At 56.9% G+C, this 16,826-nt stretch carries 20 protein-coding genes; 8 read left to right on the top strand and 12 right to left on the bottom strand.

Annotation, left to right across the window (positions count from 1 at the left end; genetic code table 11):
* The first annotated feature begins 30 nt into the window (after positions 1-30).
* From MWU60_RS04495 to MWU60_RS04485, 3 genes are all read left to right on the top strand, one after another.
* Positions 31-516: a (2Fe-2S)-binding protein gene (locus MWU60_RS04495; protein WP_247225924.1), complete on the top strand. Its 486-nt coding sequence runs from the start codon at positions 31-33 to the stop codon at positions 514-516.
* A 68-nt stretch (positions 517-584) separates the two neighbouring features.
* On the top strand, positions 585-2,954 hold the full coding sequence (locus tag MWU60_RS04490) for a xanthine dehydrogenase family protein molybdopterin-binding subunit (RefSeq protein WP_247225923.1): 2,370 nt from the start codon (positions 585-587) through the stop codon (positions 2,952-2,954).
* A gap of 12 nt (positions 2,955-2,966) precedes the next feature.
* Entirely contained in the window at positions 2,967-3,758 is a 792-nt protein-coding gene (locus MWU60_RS04485) for a xanthine dehydrogenase family protein subunit M (RefSeq protein WP_247225922.1), read from the top strand.
* Positions 3,759-3,796: 38 nt separating this feature from the next.
* Here MWU60_RS04485 and MWU60_RS04480 read toward each other — a convergent pair whose 3' ends face one another.
* Positions 3,797-4,195: a hypothetical protein gene (locus tag MWU60_RS04480; RefSeq protein WP_247225921.1), complete on the bottom strand. Its 399-nt coding sequence runs from the start codon at positions 4,193-4,195 to the stop codon at positions 3,797-3,799.
* 168 nt (positions 4,196-4,363) lie between these two features.
* Positions 4,364-4,909 (bottom strand): translation initiation factor IF-3, encoded by a 546-nt coding sequence (infC, locus tag MWU60_RS04475; RefSeq protein WP_247226177.1) that lies wholly within the window; start codon positions 4,907-4,909, stop codon positions 4,364-4,366.
* 198 nt (positions 4,910-5,107) lie between these two features.
* Here infC and MWU60_RS04470 point away from each other — a divergent pair, with 198 nt between their 5' ends.
* Positions 5,108-5,767, top strand: coding sequence for a hypothetical protein (locus MWU60_RS04470; protein ID WP_247225920.1), 660 nt, complete (start codon positions 5,108-5,110; stop codon positions 5,765-5,767).
* A gap of 72 nt (positions 5,768-5,839) precedes the next feature.
* Here MWU60_RS04470 and MWU60_RS04465 read toward each other — a convergent pair whose 3' ends face one another.
* The 6 genes from MWU60_RS04465 to cysG form a co-directional block, all read right to left on the bottom strand.
* Positions 5,840-6,697 (bottom strand): ferredoxin--NADP reductase, encoded by an 858-nt coding sequence (locus MWU60_RS04465; RefSeq protein ID WP_247225919.1) that lies wholly within the window; start codon positions 6,695-6,697, stop codon positions 5,840-5,842.
* 65 nt (positions 6,698-6,762) lie between these two features.
* Positions 6,763-7,179, bottom strand: a complete 417-nt coding sequence (locus MWU60_RS04460; RefSeq protein ID WP_247225918.1) for a DUF934 domain-containing protein — start codon at positions 7,177-7,179, stop codon at positions 6,763-6,765.
* Complete coding sequence (locus MWU60_RS04455) at positions 7,176-7,895, bottom strand: phosphoadenylyl-sulfate reductase (protein WP_247225917.1); 720 nt, start codon at positions 7,893-7,895, stop codon at positions 7,176-7,178. The genes MWU60_RS04460 and MWU60_RS04455 overlap by 4 nt, the downstream gene beginning before the upstream one ends.
* On the bottom strand, positions 7,885-9,555 hold the full coding sequence (locus MWU60_RS04450; protein ID WP_247225916.1) for a nitrite/sulfite reductase: 1,671 nt from the start codon (positions 9,553-9,555) through the stop codon (positions 7,885-7,887). The genes MWU60_RS04455 and MWU60_RS04450 overlap by 11 nt, the downstream gene beginning before the upstream one ends.
* Entirely contained in the window at positions 9,555-9,857 is a 303-nt protein-coding gene (locus MWU60_RS04445) for a DUF2849 domain-containing protein (protein WP_247225915.1), read from the bottom strand. The genes MWU60_RS04450 and MWU60_RS04445 overlap by 1 nt, the downstream gene beginning before the upstream one ends.
* A complete protein-coding gene (cysG, locus tag MWU60_RS04440) occupies positions 9,857-11,248 on the bottom strand; it encodes a siroheme synthase CysG (RefSeq protein ID WP_247225914.1) in 1,392 nt (463 codons plus the stop codon). The genes MWU60_RS04445 and cysG overlap by 1 nt, the downstream gene beginning before the upstream one ends.
* 137 nt (positions 11,249-11,385) lie before the next feature.
* Here cysG and MWU60_RS04435 point away from each other — a divergent pair, with 137 nt between their 5' ends.
* From MWU60_RS04435 to MWU60_RS04425, 3 genes are all read left to right on the top strand, one after another.
* Positions 11,386-11,847: an Lrp/AsnC family transcriptional regulator gene (locus MWU60_RS04435; RefSeq protein WP_247225913.1), complete on the top strand. Its 462-nt coding sequence runs from the start codon at positions 11,386-11,388 to the stop codon at positions 11,845-11,847.
* A gap of 128 nt (positions 11,848-11,975) precedes the next feature.
* On the top strand, positions 11,976-12,335 hold the full coding sequence (locus MWU60_RS04430; protein ID WP_247225912.1) for a hypothetical protein: 360 nt from the start codon (positions 11,976-11,978) through the stop codon (positions 12,333-12,335).
* Between the two features lie 11 nt (positions 12,336-12,346).
* Positions 12,347-13,153 carry a DUF2145 domain-containing protein gene (locus MWU60_RS04425; RefSeq protein ID WP_247225911.1) on the top strand — a complete coding sequence of 269 codons (807 nt, stop codon included), beginning with the start codon at positions 12,347-12,349 and terminating at the stop codon, positions 13,151-13,153.
* On the opposite strand, the gene MWU60_RS04420 is transcribed toward MWU60_RS04425, so the two are convergent.
* The gene (locus MWU60_RS04420) at positions 13,150-14,319 is read right to left on the bottom strand and encodes a cytochrome P450 (protein WP_247225910.1); all 1,170 of its coding nucleotides are present in this window, start codon (positions 14,317-14,319) and stop codon (positions 13,150-13,152) included. The two genes, MWU60_RS04425 and MWU60_RS04420, sit on opposite strands and share 4 nt — an antisense overlap.
* Before the next feature lie 231 nt (positions 14,320-14,550).
* Between MWU60_RS04420 and MWU60_RS04415 the strand changes: the two genes are divergently transcribed.
* Positions 14,551-15,381 (top strand): cobalamin B12-binding domain-containing protein, encoded by an 831-nt coding sequence (locus MWU60_RS04415; RefSeq protein WP_247225907.1) that lies wholly within the window; start codon positions 14,551-14,553, stop codon positions 15,379-15,381.
* A 3-nt stretch (positions 15,382-15,384) separates the two neighbouring features.
* Here the strand turns inward: MWU60_RS04415 and tpiA are convergent, their stop codons facing one another.
* The 3 genes from tpiA to MWU60_RS04400 are packed head-to-tail and all read right to left on the bottom strand — an operon-like array spanning position 15,385 to position 16,787.
* A complete protein-coding gene (tpiA, locus tag MWU60_RS04410) occupies positions 15,385-16,116 on the bottom strand; it encodes a triose-phosphate isomerase (RefSeq protein ID WP_247225906.1) in 732 nt (243 codons plus the stop codon).
* A 9-nt stretch (positions 16,117-16,125) separates the two neighbouring features.
* Positions 16,126-16,425: a TfoX/Sxy family protein gene (locus MWU60_RS04405; RefSeq protein WP_247225902.1), complete on the bottom strand. Its 300-nt coding sequence runs from the start codon at positions 16,423-16,425 to the stop codon at positions 16,126-16,128.
* The gene (locus MWU60_RS04400; protein WP_247225900.1) at positions 16,425-16,787 is read right to left on the bottom strand and encodes an iron-sulfur cluster assembly accessory protein; all 363 of its coding nucleotides are present in this window, start codon (positions 16,785-16,787) and stop codon (positions 16,425-16,427) included. Before MWU60_RS04400 ends, MWU60_RS04405 begins: the two co-directional genes overlap by 1 nt.
* Between the last annotated feature and the right edge of the window lie 39 nt (positions 16,788-16,826).

The raw sequence follows: 16,826 nt of genomic DNA, 5'->3' as shown, positions 1-16,826 counted from the left end.
TGTCAAAGCATATATTCTCGGGAGGAAAGAATGGCATCGGTAACTATGACCGTGAACGGAAAGTCCGTGTCAGGTAATGTGGAGGGCCGCACGCTGTTGTCGGACTTTCTGCGCAATGACCTGCAACTGACAGGAACGCACATAGGGTGCGACACATCACAATGCGGCGCATGCGTCGTGCATGTTGACGGCGAGGCAGTGAAGTCTTGCACGATGTTCGCTGTCGAGGCGGATGGCACGGATGTCGCCACCATTGAAGGGCAGGCCAATGCGGATGGTTCGCTTAACGTCATCCAGCAGGCATTTCAGGATCATCACGGCTTGCAATGTGGATTTTGTACACCTGGCATGGTGATGTCCGCCGCAGCTTTGCTGAAAGACAACCCAACACCAACCGAAGGTGAAATCAGGGAGTATCTGGAAGGCAATATCTGCCGGTGCACGGGCTATCATAATATCGTCAAGGCCATCATGGCAGCATCCGGTCAGGATGTCTCAGCGGTCGCCGCTGAATAGAGAATTCAAACAAAACTTGGCCACCGCCCCGAGGAGGGGTGTCGTGTGGCCGACAGGGAGGACAATAAATGCCAAAAGATGGTGGAATTGGAGCCAGCACAACACGCCGCGAGGACGTGCGCTTTTTGACTGGTAAGGGAAAGTATACGGCTGATATCAACGCCTTTGGCCAGGTTTCGGCGATATTTGTACGATCAACGGTCGCCAATGGTGTGATCAAGTCGATCGATACAAGTGCCGCCGAAAGTATGCCGGGTGTGCTGGCTGTCTTTACCGGTGAAGACTTCGCCGATGTCGGTGGCAACCCTGCTGGCTGGCTGATCAACAGCCGTGATGGTGAGCCGATGAAAGAGCCCAAGCGCCCTGTGCTGGCGCATGGTAAAGTGCGCCATGTGGGGGATGCCTACGCCGCGGTCATTGCCGAAACAGAACAGCAGGCGCGTGATGCAGCCGAAGAAATCATCGCCGATATCGAGGAACTGCCCGCGATTGTTGATATGGCCGCCGCGTTGGCCGGTGACAGTTATGTCCACGATGAGATTGAGACGAACCAGTGTTTCGACTGGGGTTGGATCGAAGACAACCGCGCCGCCACGGATGAGGCGATCAAGAACGCGCCGCACGTCACGACGTTGGAGCTGATCAACAACCGTCTGGTCCCTAATGCCATGGAGCCGCGCGCGTCTATTGGGACATATGATGCAGCAGGTGATTCCTATCTGCTGCAAACCACATCGCAGAACCCGCATCTGACAAGATTGCTTATCTCGGCTTTCGTCATGGGTATTCCCGAGAACAAGCTGACTGTGATCGCGCCTGATGTAGGGGGCGGTTTCGGATCAAAGATCTACCACTATGGCGAAGAAGCACTCGTGTTGGCCGCAGCCAAGAAGGTGGGCCGCCCTGTGAAATGGGTCGCTGATCGCTCGGAGTCCTTTCTTAGTGATGCCCATGGGCGTGACCACGTCACCAAGATAGAACTGGCTTGCGAAAAGGACGGCACATTCATCGCCTTCCGCACCGAGACGCTGGCGAATGTCGGTGCCTATCTGTCGAACTTCTCGACCGCGACGCCGACGTTCCTGCACGGCACCTTGATGGCGGGCAACTACACGGTGCCCAATGTCTATGTGAACCTGAAGGCTGTGTTCACCAACACCGCCCCGGTTGACGCTTATCGCGGCGCTGGGCGGCCAGAGGCGACTTATTCCATTGAACGCGTCATCGACATGGCCGCGCGCGAATTGGGCATGGACCCGATCGAAATCCGGCGCAAGAACTTCATCAAGCCGGATCAATTTCCATTCGCCAGTGCCGCCGGTCTGGAATACGACAGTGGCAACTATGATGCGCTGATGGACAAGATGGAGGCGATGGTTGATCGCAAAGCGTTCGAAGAGCGTCGCAAGGCCAGCGAAGCCAAAGGCATGCTGCGCGGCCTTGGGATCAATGCTTATGTAGAGGCATGTGGTATCGCGCCATCCAACCTTGTTGGCGTGCTGGGCAGCCGTGTGGGCCTTTATGATGCGGCGACAGTCCGCGTGAACGCGACAGGCAACCTGAGTGTCATGGTGGGTGCGCATAGCCACGGGCAGGGACACGAGACCGTGTTTCCGCAGATCGTCGGTGATATGCTGGGGATTGATCCGGCCTCTGTGGACATCGTGCATGGTGATACATCCAAGATCCCGTTCGGCATGGGCACCTATGGATCGCGTAGCCTCGCGGTGTGTGGTTCTGCGGTGGTGCGGGCGACCGAGAAGATCATCGCGAAGGCCAAGAAGATTGCAGCACATATGCTGGAAGCCTCTGCCGATGATCTGGATTTCACCGATGGGCAGTTCGCAGTGAAAGGCACTGACAAGTCAGTCAGCTTTGGGGAAGTCGCGCTCAAGGCCTATATCCCACATAATTACCCGCTTGAGGATATTGAGCCGGGCTTGGAGGAAACAGCGTTCTACGATCCGGCGAACTTTACCTACCCTTCAGGGGCGTATGCCTGTGAGGTCGAAGTGGATCCAGAGACTGGCAAAGTGACGGTCGAACGCTTCACGGCCTGCGATGACTTTGGCAACGTGATGAACCCGATGATCGTGTCCGGTCAGGTGCATGGCGGTGTGGTCCAAGGGATCGGGCAGGCTTTGCTGGAAAACACGACCTACGATGAAAACGGTCAACTGCTGTCGGCCAGCTACATGGATTACGTCATGCCGCGTGCTGACGATCTGCCGTTCATCGCGGTCGATCATGCGGATGGCACGCCTTGCACGCACAATCCGCTGGGGGCCAAAGGCTGCGGCGAAGGCGGTGCGATTGGATCACCGCCCACCGTAGTGAATGCCGTTATCGACGCACTGCAATCGGGGGGCAAGAACGTCACCCACATTGACATGCCTTTGACGCCAGCGCGCGTCTGGGCTGCCATGAACAACGCATAAGGGAGAACGCTCATGTATGCTTTTGAAATTGAACGGCCTTCCACGATCGCCGATGCGGTAAAGGCGCTGAAAGACGAAGACGCGCAGGCGCTGGGCGGGGGGCAAACTCTGATCCCGACGCTAAAGGCGCGGCTTGCCATGCCGTCAGCGTTGGTCAGCTTGTCCGGGATCGGCGAAATGCAGGGTGTGTGCATCGGTGACGATGGCGCGGTCTGCGTGGGGGGTGCGACGAACCATGCAACCGTGGCCAAAGAAACGGCATCTTCGTTTCCGGGCCTGTCCGGTTTGGCGGGGAATATCGGTGATCCGGCTGTACGCAACCGCGGGACTGTTGGCGGTTCGCTGGCCAACAACGACCCGTCGGCATGCTATCCGGCGGCAGCACTTGGATCAGGTGCGACGATCATTACCAACGCGCGCGAGATCGCGGCGGATGACTATTTTCAGGGAATGTTCGAAACGGCCCTTGATGAGGGTGAAGTGATCACTGAAGTGCGTTTCCCGGTGCCGGAAAAGTCGCACTACGAAAAGTTTGTCCAACCTGCGTCGCGTTTCGCATTGGTCGGTGTATTTGTCGCCAAATATGCAGATGGCGTCCGCGTGGCGGTGACAGGTGCATCCGAGAACGGCGTATTCCGTTGGAGCGAGGCTGAGGCGGCGCTATCGACTGATTTCTCAGCGTCGGCGCTTGATGGTTTGTCAGTCTCCGCGGATGGCATGATCGCCGACCTTCACGGATCATCTGAGTACCGGGCGCATCTGGTCAAAGTTATGACGGGCAGGGCGGTTACCGCAGCCAGTTAAAGCATTCGGGGCTCACTGCCTAGGCGGTGGGCCTCTCTCTAGCCGGCATAGTTGCAGTACTCTTCTGCATAGCGCTGATAACCGAGGCTGAAGTCCTTCGCCTTTTGCTCCGACGTCTGACCCTCCATTATTATGGCAAAGCTGTTGTGCCATTCAAAATAGTGGGTGGCACCATCGCCGCGAGGTGAGGGTTCGGTGCGATCCGTCGGTGTTGGCTTTCTCAGATTTGAGCGTTCATGCCGCACAAGACCGTTATCGCGGCTCTTCAAGCCGAACGTAACGACACCCGGAATTCCCGGTTCTGGAGGAATGTACATGTAAGGGGTCGCGTTATTCAGGCCGATAGGCTCAAGAACGACTTGGGATACATTGAAGTGAAACGAAGACCACACCACCCATCCGTGATTCTTCGTATTTCGCCAAACATAGGTGGTCATCACGCAATCTTCTAGCGTGACGGCGTGTCTTTCAAAGTCATCTGCATTTATCCCGGCCTCTTCGATTTGGGCTATGAGTATTTGAAGATCATCAGCTGAGGCAGGTGGTGGACTGGCACAAAGTAGTGCCAGCCCCAATGTGATGCACTTCAACCGCAACCGTTGTCCTTACTTCGGCATCGGCCCAATCAGCATGACCATCTGTCGACCTTCCATTTTTGGGAAGTTTTCAACCTTGCCGGTCTCTTTGGTGTCTTCGGCCACACGTTCCAACAACTCGCGGCCCAGCTGTTGGTGCGCCATTTCACGGCCACGGAAACGCAAGGTGATCTTTACCTTGTCGCCGTTTTCCAGAAACTTGAAGACGTTGCGCATCTTCACTTCATAGTCGTGACTGTCCGTATTAGGGCGGAACTTCACTTCTTTGATTTCGATGATCTTTTGCTTTTTACGCGCCTCAGCTTCTTTCTTCTGAGTCTCGTATTTGAACTTTCCATAGTCCATGATTTTGCAAACCGGCGGGTTGGCATTTGGTGAAATTTCCACCAAATCAAGGCCAGCGTCATCGGCCATTTCCATCGCACGTGCGGGTGTGACTACACCGACGTTTTCGCCTTCGGCACCGATCAGGCGGATTTCATCTGACCTGATACGGTCGTTAATCCGTGGGCCAGTGTCGCGTTGTGGTGGCGCGTTATGGGGTCTGCGTCCTATGGTCTTTATCCTTTGTGTTGTTTCGTCTTGATGATGCTCAAACTAAACACCCATACTGGCAGCTTCAACCCGCAAAAGATGCGGCTTTCCGCCCAATTCTCCTCCTTATTGACCCTTCACCTTTGGCAACCCATCTGACATATGCCGGCCTCAAGGTCCGATGGGGCCCAAATGTACAAATTTGGAAGGATATGACCCATGCGTGCAATTGTTATTCTGGTTGTTTTAGCTGTCATTGGTTTTTTTGGTTATCAGTACGCCGTCGAAGGCCGCAGCCCCGGCGAAGCTGTCGGTGTTCTAACAGGCGCCACACAAGACGCAGAGCTTGCTGCGGCACAAGCGGCTGCTGAAGCTGAAGCAGCCGCAGAAGCCGCTGCCGCTGAGGCTGCTGCCGCCGAGGAAGCCGCTGCCGCTGAGGCTGCTGCTGCCGAAGAAGCTGCCGCCGCTGAAGCCGCTGCTGCTGAGGCCGCTGCCGCTGAGGCCGCTGCAGCCGCCGAACAAGCTGCCGCTGAGGCAGCCGCTGCTGCCGAAGAAGCTGCTACTGCTGCTGCCGCCGAATTGCAGGCCGCAGCTCAAGCTGCCGAGGAAGCCGTCACTGCTGCTGCCGAAGAAGCTGCAGCTGCCGCTGAAGAAGCTGCAACTGAAGCTGTTGAAGCGGGCGAAGGCCTGATGGAGATGGCGGGTGAGCTTTTGACGGTCGACGGTTTCGACCTCGACCAAGTAACCCAGCTGATCGAAGGTTCCGAAATCCCGGACGCGCAAAAGCCGATGCTGACAACCGCGCTGGAAGCAGCCCAAAACAACCCTGCTTTGCTGCAGCCGGTTCTGGATAACATCAAGAACCTATTAGGCATGTAAGCGTCTCAAAACGCAAAATAAAAAGGGCCGCGTCAGGCATGACGCGGCCCTTTTTTGTAGTCTGTGATGCCTTCAGTCCAGAAAAGCTTTCTCGACCACGTAATGCATCGGCTTTGAGTTCGCGCCTTCGACAAGTCCGTATTCCTCAAACATCTCTTTAAGTTCGAGGTTGAATGCGAGGTTTCCGCAAATCATCGCCCTATCGGTTTCCGGCGAAAGTGGCGCTACATCAAGGTCCGCAAACGCTTCGCCTGACCGCATCAGGTCAGTGATCCGCCCCATCTTGGGGCTCTCTTCGCGAGTCGTGGTTGGGTAGTACTTGATCTTCTTCCAGAACCCTTCACCGATGACTTCGTTCAGCAGTTCATCAGTTTTAAGCGCCTCAATCAGGTCGCGCCCATAAGTCAGTTCGCCCACTTCGCGGCAGGTATGGGTGATAATGACCTCATCATAGTCTTGATAGGTTTGCGGTTCTCGCAGCAGTGATGCGAAAGGCGCAAAGCCTGTGCCGGTCGCGAAGAACCAGATCCGCTTGCCGGGGATCAGGGCGTCATGCACCAAAGTACCGACTGGTTTTGGACGCAGGATCAGTTCATCGCCCGGCTTGATGTGTTGCAGCCTTGATGTCAGTGGGCCGTCCTGCACCTTGATTGAATAGAATTCCAACTCTTCATCCCAAGATGGGGAGGCAATTGAATAGGCCCGCAAAAGCGGCTTCTGCTTGCCCGTCTTGGGGTCAGGATCACCCATCAGGCCAATCATCACAAACTCGCCCGAGCGGAACCGCAGGGATGCGGGCCGCGTCACCCGGAACGAAAAGAGCCGGTCAGTGTAGTGTTTTACATCCGTCACCGTCTGCGCATCAGGCAGGGTGGGTACGGCTTTGGCGGTATTTAGGGTCACGGGTGTCGCTTCAGTCATATGTGTCATGGCAGCCCTAATAGGGCCGCCCTCCGGTTTAGTCGTTGATCTGGATCAGGGGAAGGGGGCGCGGTCTATTTCTGGCCGCGCAAGCGGGCCTGATAGTTGTGATTTTGCCAATCTGCGCGGAATTGCCATTGGTCTTCGAGTTGGCGGGCGGCCAGGGCGTCGTCGATTTCGACCTCGTCAAAGCCGGACCGGCGCGCCATGGCGTATTGGTCTGCCAGCACATGGCCTTTGGCCCGCAAACGGCCCTTATAGCCCGCACGGCGCAACATCGCCGCCAGCGTGAACCCGCGCCCATCCGCAGAGGAAGGGAAATCAATGCGGATCATCGCCGCGTTGTTGAGGCCTGCTAGCGCCTCAGGTGTGGTATCGGAGGGCAAATCAATGCCATAGTCGCAATCGTTTGCTGCGACATCATCCAAGGCGACGAAACCGCAGGCAAAATCATCGACGGCAAAGCCCGTGTCGGTGACAATCAAACTCATGCGGCTTGTCCTTCCTTGGCGGTGTTCGTGGCGTCAAAATGAATACCGCATTCTGTTTTTTCACTGTTACGCCAACGGCCTGCGCGCTGATCTTCATGGTCGCTGACGCGTGTGGTGCAAGGCATGCAGCCGACAGATGGATAGCCTTGTGCCACCAACGGATGGCGCGGCAGATCGTGTTTTGCCATGTAATCCTGCAAGTCCTGCGCAGACCATTTGTTCAGCGGATTGACCTTGATCTTGCGGCCCTCTTTTTCGAACAACGGCAGGTCAGCGCGTTTGCCGCCCTGAAATTGCTTGCGCCCCGTAATCCAGCCGTCGAATTCGGCCAGCGCTTCCGCCAATGGCCGTGTCTTGCGCAGGTCGCAGCAGGCATCGGTGTCGGCCTGATGCAACAGCCCATCCACATCTTCTGTCAGGACCGCGTCGCGGTTTGGGCCAATGATACGCACATCAGTCAAACCCAGCAATGCTGCGACCTCACGCTGATAGGTCAGCGTTTCGGGAAACAGCATTTCAGTGTCCAGAAAGATCACGGGCGTCGTTTTGTCGATCTGCGCCACCATATGCAGCAACACAACACTTTCGGCCCCGAAAGAGGACACCAAAGCCATTTTGCCAATCTGGACGTCGCTTAATACGTGCCGCAGCACGGTTTGCGCATCAGATTTGCGGTGCAGGATATTGCGGCGCTCGGCCAGTTCTTTAAGCGGCATTTGCTTTGTCCTCTGCTGGATAAAGGATGGCTTTGAAGGGTTCCATCCCCAGACGGCGATAGGTTTGCAGGAAGGTTTCACCTGCATCGGTGCGCAGACCAAGATAGCCGGTCACCAGACGTTCAATCGCGGGCACGATTTCTTCGGCGCTGAAACCGGGGCCTGCGCGTTCGCCGATGGTGGTGGTCTCGGTCCCGTCACCGCCCAACGTGATCTGGTAGTTTTCAATGCCTGCGCGGTCCAGCCCGAGGATACCGATATGACCGACATGGTGGTGCCCGCAGGCATTGATGCAGCCGGAGATTTTGATCTTCAGCTGGCCGATCTCATGTTCAATCTTCAACTCATCGAACCGGGTCGCAATCTCTTGTGCAATCGGGATTGAGCGTGCGGTCGCCAGCGCGCAGTAATCCATGCCGGGGCAGGCGATGATGTCGGACGCAAGACCGATGTTTGCCGTCGCAAGATCGGCTTCGCGCAGGGCGGCATACACCTTTGCAAGGTCCGCCTTGTGCACATGTGGCAGGATCACATTCTGCTCGTGGCTGATGCGCAACTCACCATGACCGTATTCTTCGGCCAGATCGGCCATCACGCGCATCTGGTCAGATGTGGCATCGCCGGGTGTGGACCCGTGCTTCTTGATGCTGATGGATACGATGGCGTAACCGTCGGCCTTGTGGTCAGCGAGGTTGGTGTCTGTCCATGACCGGAAGGCGGGGTTGGCAAGGCGCGCAGCCTCGTAGCCGTCGGTTGATTTTGTCACGAACGCAGGGGGCGCGAAGGCAGCCTCAATCTCGGCCAGCAGGGCCTGATCGTGGCCGGTGAACCCGGCACGGATCGCCGCGAAACGCTCTTCTACCAGCTCTTGGATTTTCTCCAGCCCGTTCTCATGCACGGTGATCTTGATCCGCGCCTTATATTTGTTATCGCGGCGGCCCAGCAGGTTGTAGACGCTGACAATCGCTTCGCAATAAGGCAGCAGATCGGCCTTGGGCAGGAAAGCACGCAAGACCTTGCCGACCATCGGGGTGCGGCCAAGGCCACCGCCGACGATGACTTCAAAACCCGGCTCGCCCGCATCGTTGCGGACCATGCGCAGGCCAATGTCATGGGCTTTGGTGACTGCGCGGTCATGTTCCGCACCGGTTACGGCAATCTTGAACTTGCGCGGCAGGAACTGGAATTCGGGGTGGTCGGTGGACCACTGGCGCAGCAGCTCGGCCACCGGGCGTGGGTCTTCGATTTCATCTGCGGCAGCACCAGCAAAATGGTCCGCAGTCACGTTGCGGATCGTGTTGCCGGATGTCTGGATCGCGTGCATGCCGACATCGGCCAGCGCCTCCAGCATATCAGGTACATCCTGTAGTTTTGGCCAATTGTACTGGATGTTCTGACGCGTGGTGAAATGGCCATAGCCCTTGTCCCAGCGGTCAGCGATATAGGCCAGCTGGCGCATCTGCGCTGGGTTCAGCGTGCCATATGGCACTGCCACACGCAGCATATAGGCGTGCAGTTGCAGGTAGAGGCCGTTCATCAGGCGCAGCGGCTTGAATTCGTCTTCGGTGAGCGAGCCATCAATGCGGCGTTCAACCTGCCCACGGAATTGTGCGACGCGTGAGCGGACGAAGGCTTCGTCAAAGTCGGTGTAGGTGTACATTATGAAAGCTCCGCTTGCTTGCCATGGGCATAGTTGGATGGGCCGCGTGTGCGGAAGGCTTCGCGAAAATGCGTGGGCTCGGGGCCTGCTTCGCCTGCTTTGGCGTCCGCCAGATAGGCACCCGCGATTTCATCGACCCGCGATTGCGCTTCCAACAGGCGCAAATCAGCGTGTGCTTCATCGGTCAGCAACTCGGCCTCGCTGATATCGCGGGTCCATGTGTTGGCTTCGGTCAGCCAAACCGCGTCGCCTTCCAGCAACGCATTAGCGGTGATGACTTTGGGAGAGAAACTCCGGGGCATTATGCAAACTCCTTGAGTTGGCGGGCTTGGGCTGCGGCATCGCGTGGGGCGAGGCCGTAGAAGGTGATCGCCGGGCCCTTTAGGTCAGCTTGGGTCAGGGTTGGTTCCAGTTCGGCCAGCGTGGTCGCGATAATCTGCTGATCGGCGCGGCTGACGTTTTCGATGATGGTCACAGGCGTCGCAGGATCCGCACCATGCATCAGCAGGCGGCCTTGGATAAAGCGGGCAGATTTCTTGCCCATATAGATCGCGGCAACTTCGCCGGGCTGGGCCAGCGCCTTCCAATCGTGATCGGCATAGCCTTTGGTGTCGTGTCCCGTGATCAAACGCACGGCAGAGTTCCGGCCACGCTTGGTCAGGCTTTGGCCGATGTTGGCCACAGCGGCAGAGGCGGCGGTGATGCCGGGGATGATGCGGTAAGGAATGTCATGGGCTTCAATCGCCTCGATCTCTTCGTCCAGGCGGCCAAAGACCGTTGGATCGCCTGCTTTCAGACGCACAACATGATGCCCGTCCAGCGCGTGCTGCACGATCAGCGCGTCGATGTCGGATTGGGCCATGGATTTGCCAAAACCTTCCTTGCCCGCATCAATGATAATCGCTTCGCGACGGGCGAGTTCAAGGATTTCACCGGTGACCAAACGGTCGTGGATCACAACATCGGCCTTATCCAGCGCGTTGCGGGCCTTTAGGGTCAGCAGTTCGGGGTCACCGGGGCCAGCGCCGACCAGGTCAACCGAACCGGCCTTGGCGGTTTGCGTGATGTGCGTGTCGAGGAGTTGCTCAAGGGCAGGGATCACACCACCCTCGCCAGCCTCGGCCAGTGCTTTGGGGCCGCTGCCAAAATAGAAGGATGACCAGAAGTCGCGGCGCTTGCGGCCCATAGGCAGCACCTCGACCGCGTGGCGGAAGGTTTTGCCGATGCGGGCGAGAACACCCAAAGATGTTGGCAGGCGCTCTTCAAGGTCCGCCTTGATGGCGCGGGCAAGCACGGGGGCAGCACCCTCGGTGCCGATTGCGACGGTGACGGGATCGCGATCGACAATGGCGGGAGTAATGAATTGGCTGTCGGCAAGGTTATCGACGATGTTAACCAGCGCGCCTTCAGCATGGGCAATGGCGGATACACGGGAATCTTCGGCGTCATCCTCGTTGGCGGCGTAAAAGAGAGCGGCGCAAAGCGCATCGCCCGGTTCCATTGCGCGGTCGATGATCCGCAGCTTGCCCTGACCCGCCCATTTGCGGATGTCATCGGCAATGTCTGCGGCGATGACTGTCAGATGCGCCTCGGTCTTCATCAGCAAGCGCAGCTTGGCCATGGCGGCATCACCGCCACCTGACAAAACGATGCGGCGGCCTTCAACGGCGAGGAAGATAGGAAAGTGCTTCATGGGTCTGCCTTGCGATTTCTTGGGTTCAATATAGAATAATGTTCTGATATTTGCCTCCCCATAGCTGTTGATAAGGACGTTTGTTCTATCAGGTGCTGAGTTAGGACCACCTGTCCTGCAAAATTGGAGATTTAAGAATGTCGGTACGGATAGATGTCACAGACCGGAAAATTTTGGCAGCGATGCAAGCCGATGCAGCGCAATCATTGGACGAAATTGCCAAATCTGTAGGGTCGTCCAAGACGCCTGTGTGGAATCGCATTCGCAAGATGCGAGAGGCTGGGATCATCGGGCAACAGACCGTTTTACTAGACGCCGAAGCGCTGGGGTTTGAGGCCTGTTTCTTTGTTCTGATCCGCACGTCCGAGCATGACGCAGACTGGCAGGGGCGGTTCCTTAAAGCGTTGAAATCACGGCCCGAGGTGCAAGAGGCACATCGGCTGGCAGGTGATATCGACTATATTCTAAAGGTCCGGGTTCAGAACGCGCGGGCCTATGACACGTTCTATCAGGCGCTGATTTCCGAAGTGAAGGTGCATAATGTGACAGCACTTTTGTCGATGGAGGAGATCAAATCGACGGTGGCATTGCCGCTTTAACGGTAGCAGGGCACTTGGGGTGGGATCGGCCTCACATCATATATGAACATAGTTCAAAAAATGTATTGACTGAGATGCGAGGCTCCGCTAGCTATTGTGAACATCGTTCATAATATTGGAGAAATACCATGCAGAAATCCAAACTCGCAATCACACTGGCGACGCTCACACTGGCCGCCGCCTGTGCTGCACCCAGTGTTCAGCACACCGCGCAATCGGTGGACCACAGTGCGCAGGCTGCCAGCCACGGGGCCAGTGCTGTCGCATCCGGTGCTGCCACAGTGTCGGCAGTGCCGGTCGTCGCAGCAGGCGCGGTGCTATCAGTGACGGGGGCCGCGATCGAAAGCGTTGGCACCGCCTCGGTCGATGCAGGGATCGAGGTGCTGGACGCGGGGCTGGGTGCAACAGCACCTGCGGGGTGTCGCGTCGCGGCAACCCGGCAACCCGCACCATGTGTAGCGCCGAACGGCCCGCCGGTCCTGAACTGAAGGGGATGATGATGAGACGTTTTATCGCTTCTGTTCTGATTGCTCTGTCAACGCTGGCTCCCGTCACAGCCACCGCCGGGAGCAGCGCTGCCACAAACCCTGTTCTGCCTGCCGCCGATGTCGCGAGCTTTGCCAATAAAGTGCAACGCGATCTTGCAGGACGTGGGGCACGTGTCGCCATTGTGTCGCGGGTCGGGCGCGACCCAGCGGTGCTGCCAAATGGGATCAACTACACGCATGTCGCTTTTTGGGTCTACTCTCGGATTACACTTGAGGACGGCACCACAGGGCAGGGGTACCGTGTCTACAACCTCTACCAACGCGACGGTGACCTGACCCACAGTGATCTGGTCCAAGACAGCCCGGGTGATTTCTTTGCCGGTGCCCATAGTCTTGATGCAGGTGTCATCATTCCCGACCCGCGGTTGCAAAGAAAACTGCTTGATGTGATTGCCAGCCCCACCTACGCGGCCTTGCACAATGCGCGCTATTCCGTGCTTGCAAATCCGCGCACGGGGCAGTTTCAAAACTGCACTGAACATACGCTGGATGTGCTGATGGCCGCTCTTTACGACACCGATGATCCGCAGCAGATCAAAGCCAATATCGGGGCGTATTTTGCACCGCAACCAGTACAGCTGAATGGCTTGCAGCGGCTTTTTGCACCAGCAGCGTCACAAGCGCTGACAACCGCTGATCACGGGGCCAACGTTGGAACTGCCACCTTCGGATCAATCGCACGGTTCATGCAGGCCAATGGTCTTGAGGATGAAGTGTACCGGATCACGCCTACGCAGGTCGTGCGGTTCGCAAATTAGGTGCCGGTTGAGACCATCAGCCGCTCAAGCCCGTGAAAGTGATAGACATCACCATACTGCGGTGTCCCGGCCAGTTTCAGGGTGGGGCACCGTTCAAACAGGACTTCCAACGCAATACGCAACTCCAACCGGGCAAGGGGGGCGCCCACACAAAAGTGGATACCACCCCCAAAGCTGGTGTTTTGGGGACCTTTGCGCGCCGGATCGAAAACTTCGGGGCTCTCATAGGCCAGCGGGTCGCGATTTGCCGCACCCAGCAGGCACGCGATTTGGTCACCGCGCTTGAAGGTCTGACCGCCCAATTCAACGTCCTCATAGACCCAGCGGGTAAACATATGCAGGGGTGGGTCAAAGCGGATGATTTCCTCGACCGCAGCATCTGTGATGTCGGCTACACCATGTTCCAACAGCGTTTTTGTCCCATTGCCAAGCGTGTGCACCGTGGCTTCATGTCCGGCGTTCAGCAGTAGGATGCATGTCGTGATCAGCTCATCCTCGCTTAGCTTCTCACCGTGCTCTTCGGCGGCAATCAGGGTCGAGATCAGATCGTCAGTGGGCGTTTTACGCCGCTTGGCAATGTACCCGCGCATGAACGCGACAAAGTCATTGGTGGTCGCAATTGCGTCCGCCTCAATTTGGGGCGTGCGGCGGGCCTGATACATCGCGACCATCGCATTTGACCAGCGCACCAGATCATCAGCACGGTCCTCTGGTACGCCCAAAAGCCGCGAGATGATAATGACCGGAACGGGTTGTGCGTAGTGGGTCAACAAATCAAAGGGGCCTGTTGGAAACCCGTCAATCAGCTGGTGACACAAGGCGCTGATATCCGGCGGGAGCGCTGCAATCGTGCGGCTGGTGAAGGCACGCAATACCAATGAGCGCAACCGGGTGTGGCGGGGTGGTTCCAACTCTAGCATCGAATGAGATTCGACATCAAAGAACGGTTGTAGATGCGCGGGGATCTTGGGGGCAAGTTCAGCAGGGCATTCGCGCCCCATCCGCCTGTCACGCAACACGGCATGGACCATCTTGTGAGACACGGCACAGGCCATGTTGTAGTCCGACCACCATATGAAATCACCCTCAGCGCGCGCTTTTTCGTAGAACGGATAGGGGTTCTGGACAAAGGTTGGGTCGGTTGGCATTTGGCTAAGCTGTTGCATAGAAGCAGGTTTGTCCGACGCAATCTGCCTTTGCAAGGCGATCATCCAAGAATGATCAGCGGGGACCCTGACGGCAAAGGCCTGCCTGTGGCGCAACCCAACCGTGCGCCGCGACGTTCTGACGCGCACTGCACACCTTTGTTTTATGGTAACCTGTATGCAGTTGGATACAAAATCGTCTGGCCAACGGGCGAAGTGGGAACATCACGTGCCAACAAGGGAGGACCGTTCATGGCCAAAGCGCCAATGGGCGAAAAAGCGTTTGATCGCTTTGAGTATAATAGGGCTGATCGCCAGCTACGGTTAGTTGAACAGAAATTGCCGCAAGTGGCTGTATCGTCACTTGCGCGCGAAGTTGTAAGGCGTCTTGCATTTCGAATGCCGCGTGCTGTCAGAAAAGAAGACCTACCCACCCCGTCAGACATTGATCTGCTGTGCAGCGCTTTGCTGTCCAAAAAGGATGATTCCGCCGATAGGTTCATTCTGGCCGCGCGCCGCGACGGGGTGCAGGTTGATGCCATCTATCTTGGCTATATCGCAGGCGCTGCCCGTCGTCTGGGCGAGATGTGGGACAATGACGAGATTTCGTTCATTGATGTCACACTGGCCTGTGGCAAGCTTTACCGGATTATCCGGGGCCTGCGTCATGTCATTGCGCCCGGCATATTGGACAACCGCGATGAATGCCCGGCGATGTTTGCGCTGGTGCCGGGGGAAACCCACACACTTGGAATTGAGATTGCGACCGATGTGTTCCGCCGTGAAGGTTGGGACGTGGATATGATGGTCGGGCTGGACCATGATATGCTGGTTGAACAGTCCGACCGCCGCAGTTATCTGGCTATTGTGTTGGTGGCGAATTCCGACGGGATGATCGAACCTCTGACACGTCTGGTGCTTGCTTTGCGCATCTCACATCCTTTGGCCCATCTCGTTGTGGCGGGCAACATTTTAAAATATCACCCCGATATCAACGATCTGGTCGGGGCTGACGCTGTGATGAGGGATATTGGCACTGCCGTCAGTACATTGCGTGATGTGATTGAGGTGCCTAACGGATAGGTCTTACGCCTCTTCCAGTGCGGCGATAATAGGGGAAAAGTCCTGTGCCGTCAGGCTGGCCCCACCGACAAGTGCACCATTGACATGCGGCACGGCAAAGATGTCAGCGGCATTGCTGCCTTTGACGGATCCACCATAAAGTAATGAGAACGCGGCCCCATCGGCGAAGCGGTCGCTTAGGCGCGTGCGGATGTGGCTATGAACTTCGGCGATCTGCTGGGTCGTTGGAACTTTGCCGGTGCCGATGGCCCAGACCGGTTCATAAGCAATGACGGTATTCAGCGCATCTGCGGTTGCAGGAACGGATCCTTCCAACTGCGCGTCGATGACATCAAGCGTATTGCCGCCTTCGCGTTCGTCCAATGTCTCACCGATACAAATGACCGCGATCAGCCCGGCATCATAGGCGGCCTGTGCTTTTGTAGCGACCAACGCATCGGTTTCCCCATGATCCGTGCGGCGTTCGGAATGACCAACAAGCACATAACTGGCACCAGCATCGGCCAGCATCTCGGCGCTGATATCACCAGTATGCGCCCCGGCGTCTTCAGGGTGGCAATCCTGACCGCCGATATCGAAAGGGGTGTCTTCGCAGGCACTGATCAGCGTAAAGGGTGGGCAGATCAGGATCGCAATGTCTGCATCGCCATGTTTGTCTTCCAACGTTCTCAGCTCGGCCAGGGTGCTTTGCACACCGTTCATCTTCCAGTTTCCGGCAGCGATCTTACGGGGCATGGCAGGTCCTTACATCAGTGACGCGATAGTACGTCGTGCTAATGTGCAGGCCTCCCCGGGATCGTCAAGGGCTGCGTCGGGAATGGACCAATAGGGCATATTATGAAATTGGGCTGCACCCTCATCGGAAAGTTGTGTGGCTATGTCACCTTGGGCCTTCAGGTAGAGTTGGCTGTCACTGCTCATCAGTGCAAAGACGTCGCCATCCAGATACAGGCACATGCCACCAAACATCTTGCGGGTAGTCACATTGCCAAGCTCAGAAAAAAGGTCTTTCGCGAAAGCGATATCCGCGTCCGCGAGGGTCATCAGGTTGCTGAGATATTTTCGTCGAATTTGATGGATTCGCCGCAGCCGCAGGCATCCACGACGTTTGGATTGCGGAACTTGAAGCCGGATTCGAGAAGCGAGACCTCATAATCAATCTCTGTCCCGAACAGAAACATCTGCGCCATGGGGGCGATCATCACCCGCGCGCCGTCCTGTTCAACGACCTCATCCAGCGGATCAACTTCAGTCACGTAATCCATCGTGTATTCCATGCCCGCACAGCCGCCTTTCTTGACGCCAATGCGCAAGCCCTGATGGCCGTCTTTATCCATCAGTTTCGCGATTTGTGCTGCAGCCTTGTCGGTGATGCTTACCGCTTGTTTGCCTGGAATGCCGAACATTGTGTTCTCCTTTAAACACTATGTAAGGTACATGAGCGG

The organism is Yoonia sp. F2084L, from assembly GCF_023015625.1.
Lineage (GTDB): Bacteria > Pseudomonadota > Alphaproteobacteria > Rhodobacterales > Rhodobacteraceae > Yoonia.
The sequence above is the reverse complement of the archived record's forward strand: the minus strand, read 5'-3'. Positions and strand labels throughout refer to the sequence as shown.

What these genes read in the sequence shown, in the direction of transcription:
- MWU60_RS04495 (WP_247225924.1), top strand. Translation starts at nt 31, where the DNA reads ATGGCATCGGTAACTATGACCGTGAACGGAAAGTCCGTGTCAGGTAAT.
- MWU60_RS04490 (WP_247225923.1), top strand. Translation starts at nt 585, where the DNA reads ATGCCAAAAGATGGTGGAATTGGAGCCAGCACAACACGCCGCGAGGAC.
- MWU60_RS04485 (WP_247225922.1), top strand. Translation starts at nt 2,967, where the DNA reads ATGTATGCTTTTGAAATTGAACGGCCTTCCACGATCGCCGATGCGGTA.
- MWU60_RS04480 (WP_247225921.1), bottom strand. Translation starts at nt 4,195, where the DNA reads ATGACCACCTATGTTTGGCGAAATACGAAGAATCACGGATGGGTGGTG.
- MWU60_RS04470 (WP_247225920.1), top strand. Translation starts at nt 5,108, where the DNA reads ATGCGTGCAATTGTTATTCTGGTTGTTTTAGCTGTCATTGGTTTTTTT.
- MWU60_RS04465 (WP_247225919.1), bottom strand. Translation starts at nt 6,697, where the DNA reads ATGACACATATGACTGAAGCGACACCCGTGACCCTAAATACCGCCAAA.
- MWU60_RS04460 (WP_247225918.1), bottom strand. Translation starts at nt 7,179, where the DNA reads ATGAGTTTGATTGTCACCGACACGGGCTTTGCCGTCGATGATTTTGCC.
- MWU60_RS04455 (WP_247225917.1), bottom strand. Translation starts at nt 7,895, where the DNA reads ATGCCGCTTAAAGAACTGGCCGAGCGCCGCAATATCCTGCACCGCAAA.
- MWU60_RS04450 (WP_247225916.1), bottom strand. Translation starts at nt 9,555, where the DNA reads ATGTACACCTACACCGACTTTGACGAAGCCTTCGTCCGCTCACGCGTC.
- MWU60_RS04445 (WP_247225915.1), bottom strand. Translation starts at nt 9,857, where the DNA reads ATGCCCCGGAGTTTCTCTCCCAAAGTCATCACCGCTAATGCGTTGCTG.
- cysG (WP_247225914.1), bottom strand. Translation starts at nt 11,248, where the DNA reads ATGAAGCACTTTCCTATCTTCCTCGCCGTTGAAGGCCGCCGCATCGTT.
- MWU60_RS04435 (WP_247225913.1), top strand. Translation starts at nt 11,386, where the DNA reads ATGTCGGTACGGATAGATGTCACAGACCGGAAAATTTTGGCAGCGATG.
- MWU60_RS04430 (WP_247225912.1), top strand. Translation starts at nt 11,976, where the DNA reads ATGCAGAAATCCAAACTCGCAATCACACTGGCGACGCTCACACTGGCC.
- MWU60_RS04425 (WP_247225911.1), top strand. Translation starts at nt 12,347, where the DNA reads ATGAGACGTTTTATCGCTTCTGTTCTGATTGCTCTGTCAACGCTGGCT.
- MWU60_RS04420 (WP_247225910.1), bottom strand. Translation starts at nt 14,319, where the DNA reads ATGCAACAGCTTAGCCAAATGCCAACCGACCCAACCTTTGTCCAGAAC.
- MWU60_RS04415 (WP_247225907.1), top strand. Translation starts at nt 14,551, where the DNA reads ATGGCCAAAGCGCCAATGGGCGAAAAAGCGTTTGATCGCTTTGAGTAT.
- tpiA (WP_247225906.1), bottom strand. Translation starts at nt 16,116, where the DNA reads ATGCCCCGTAAGATCGCTGCCGGAAACTGGAAGATGAACGGTGTGCAA.
- MWU60_RS04405 (WP_247225902.1), bottom strand. Translation starts at nt 16,425, where the DNA reads ATGACCCTCGCGGACGCGGATATCGCTTTCGCGAAAGACCTTTTTTCT.
- MWU60_RS04400 (WP_247225900.1), bottom strand. Translation starts at nt 16,787, where the DNA reads ATGTTCGGCATTCCAGGCAAACAAGCGGTAAGCATCACCGACAAGGCT.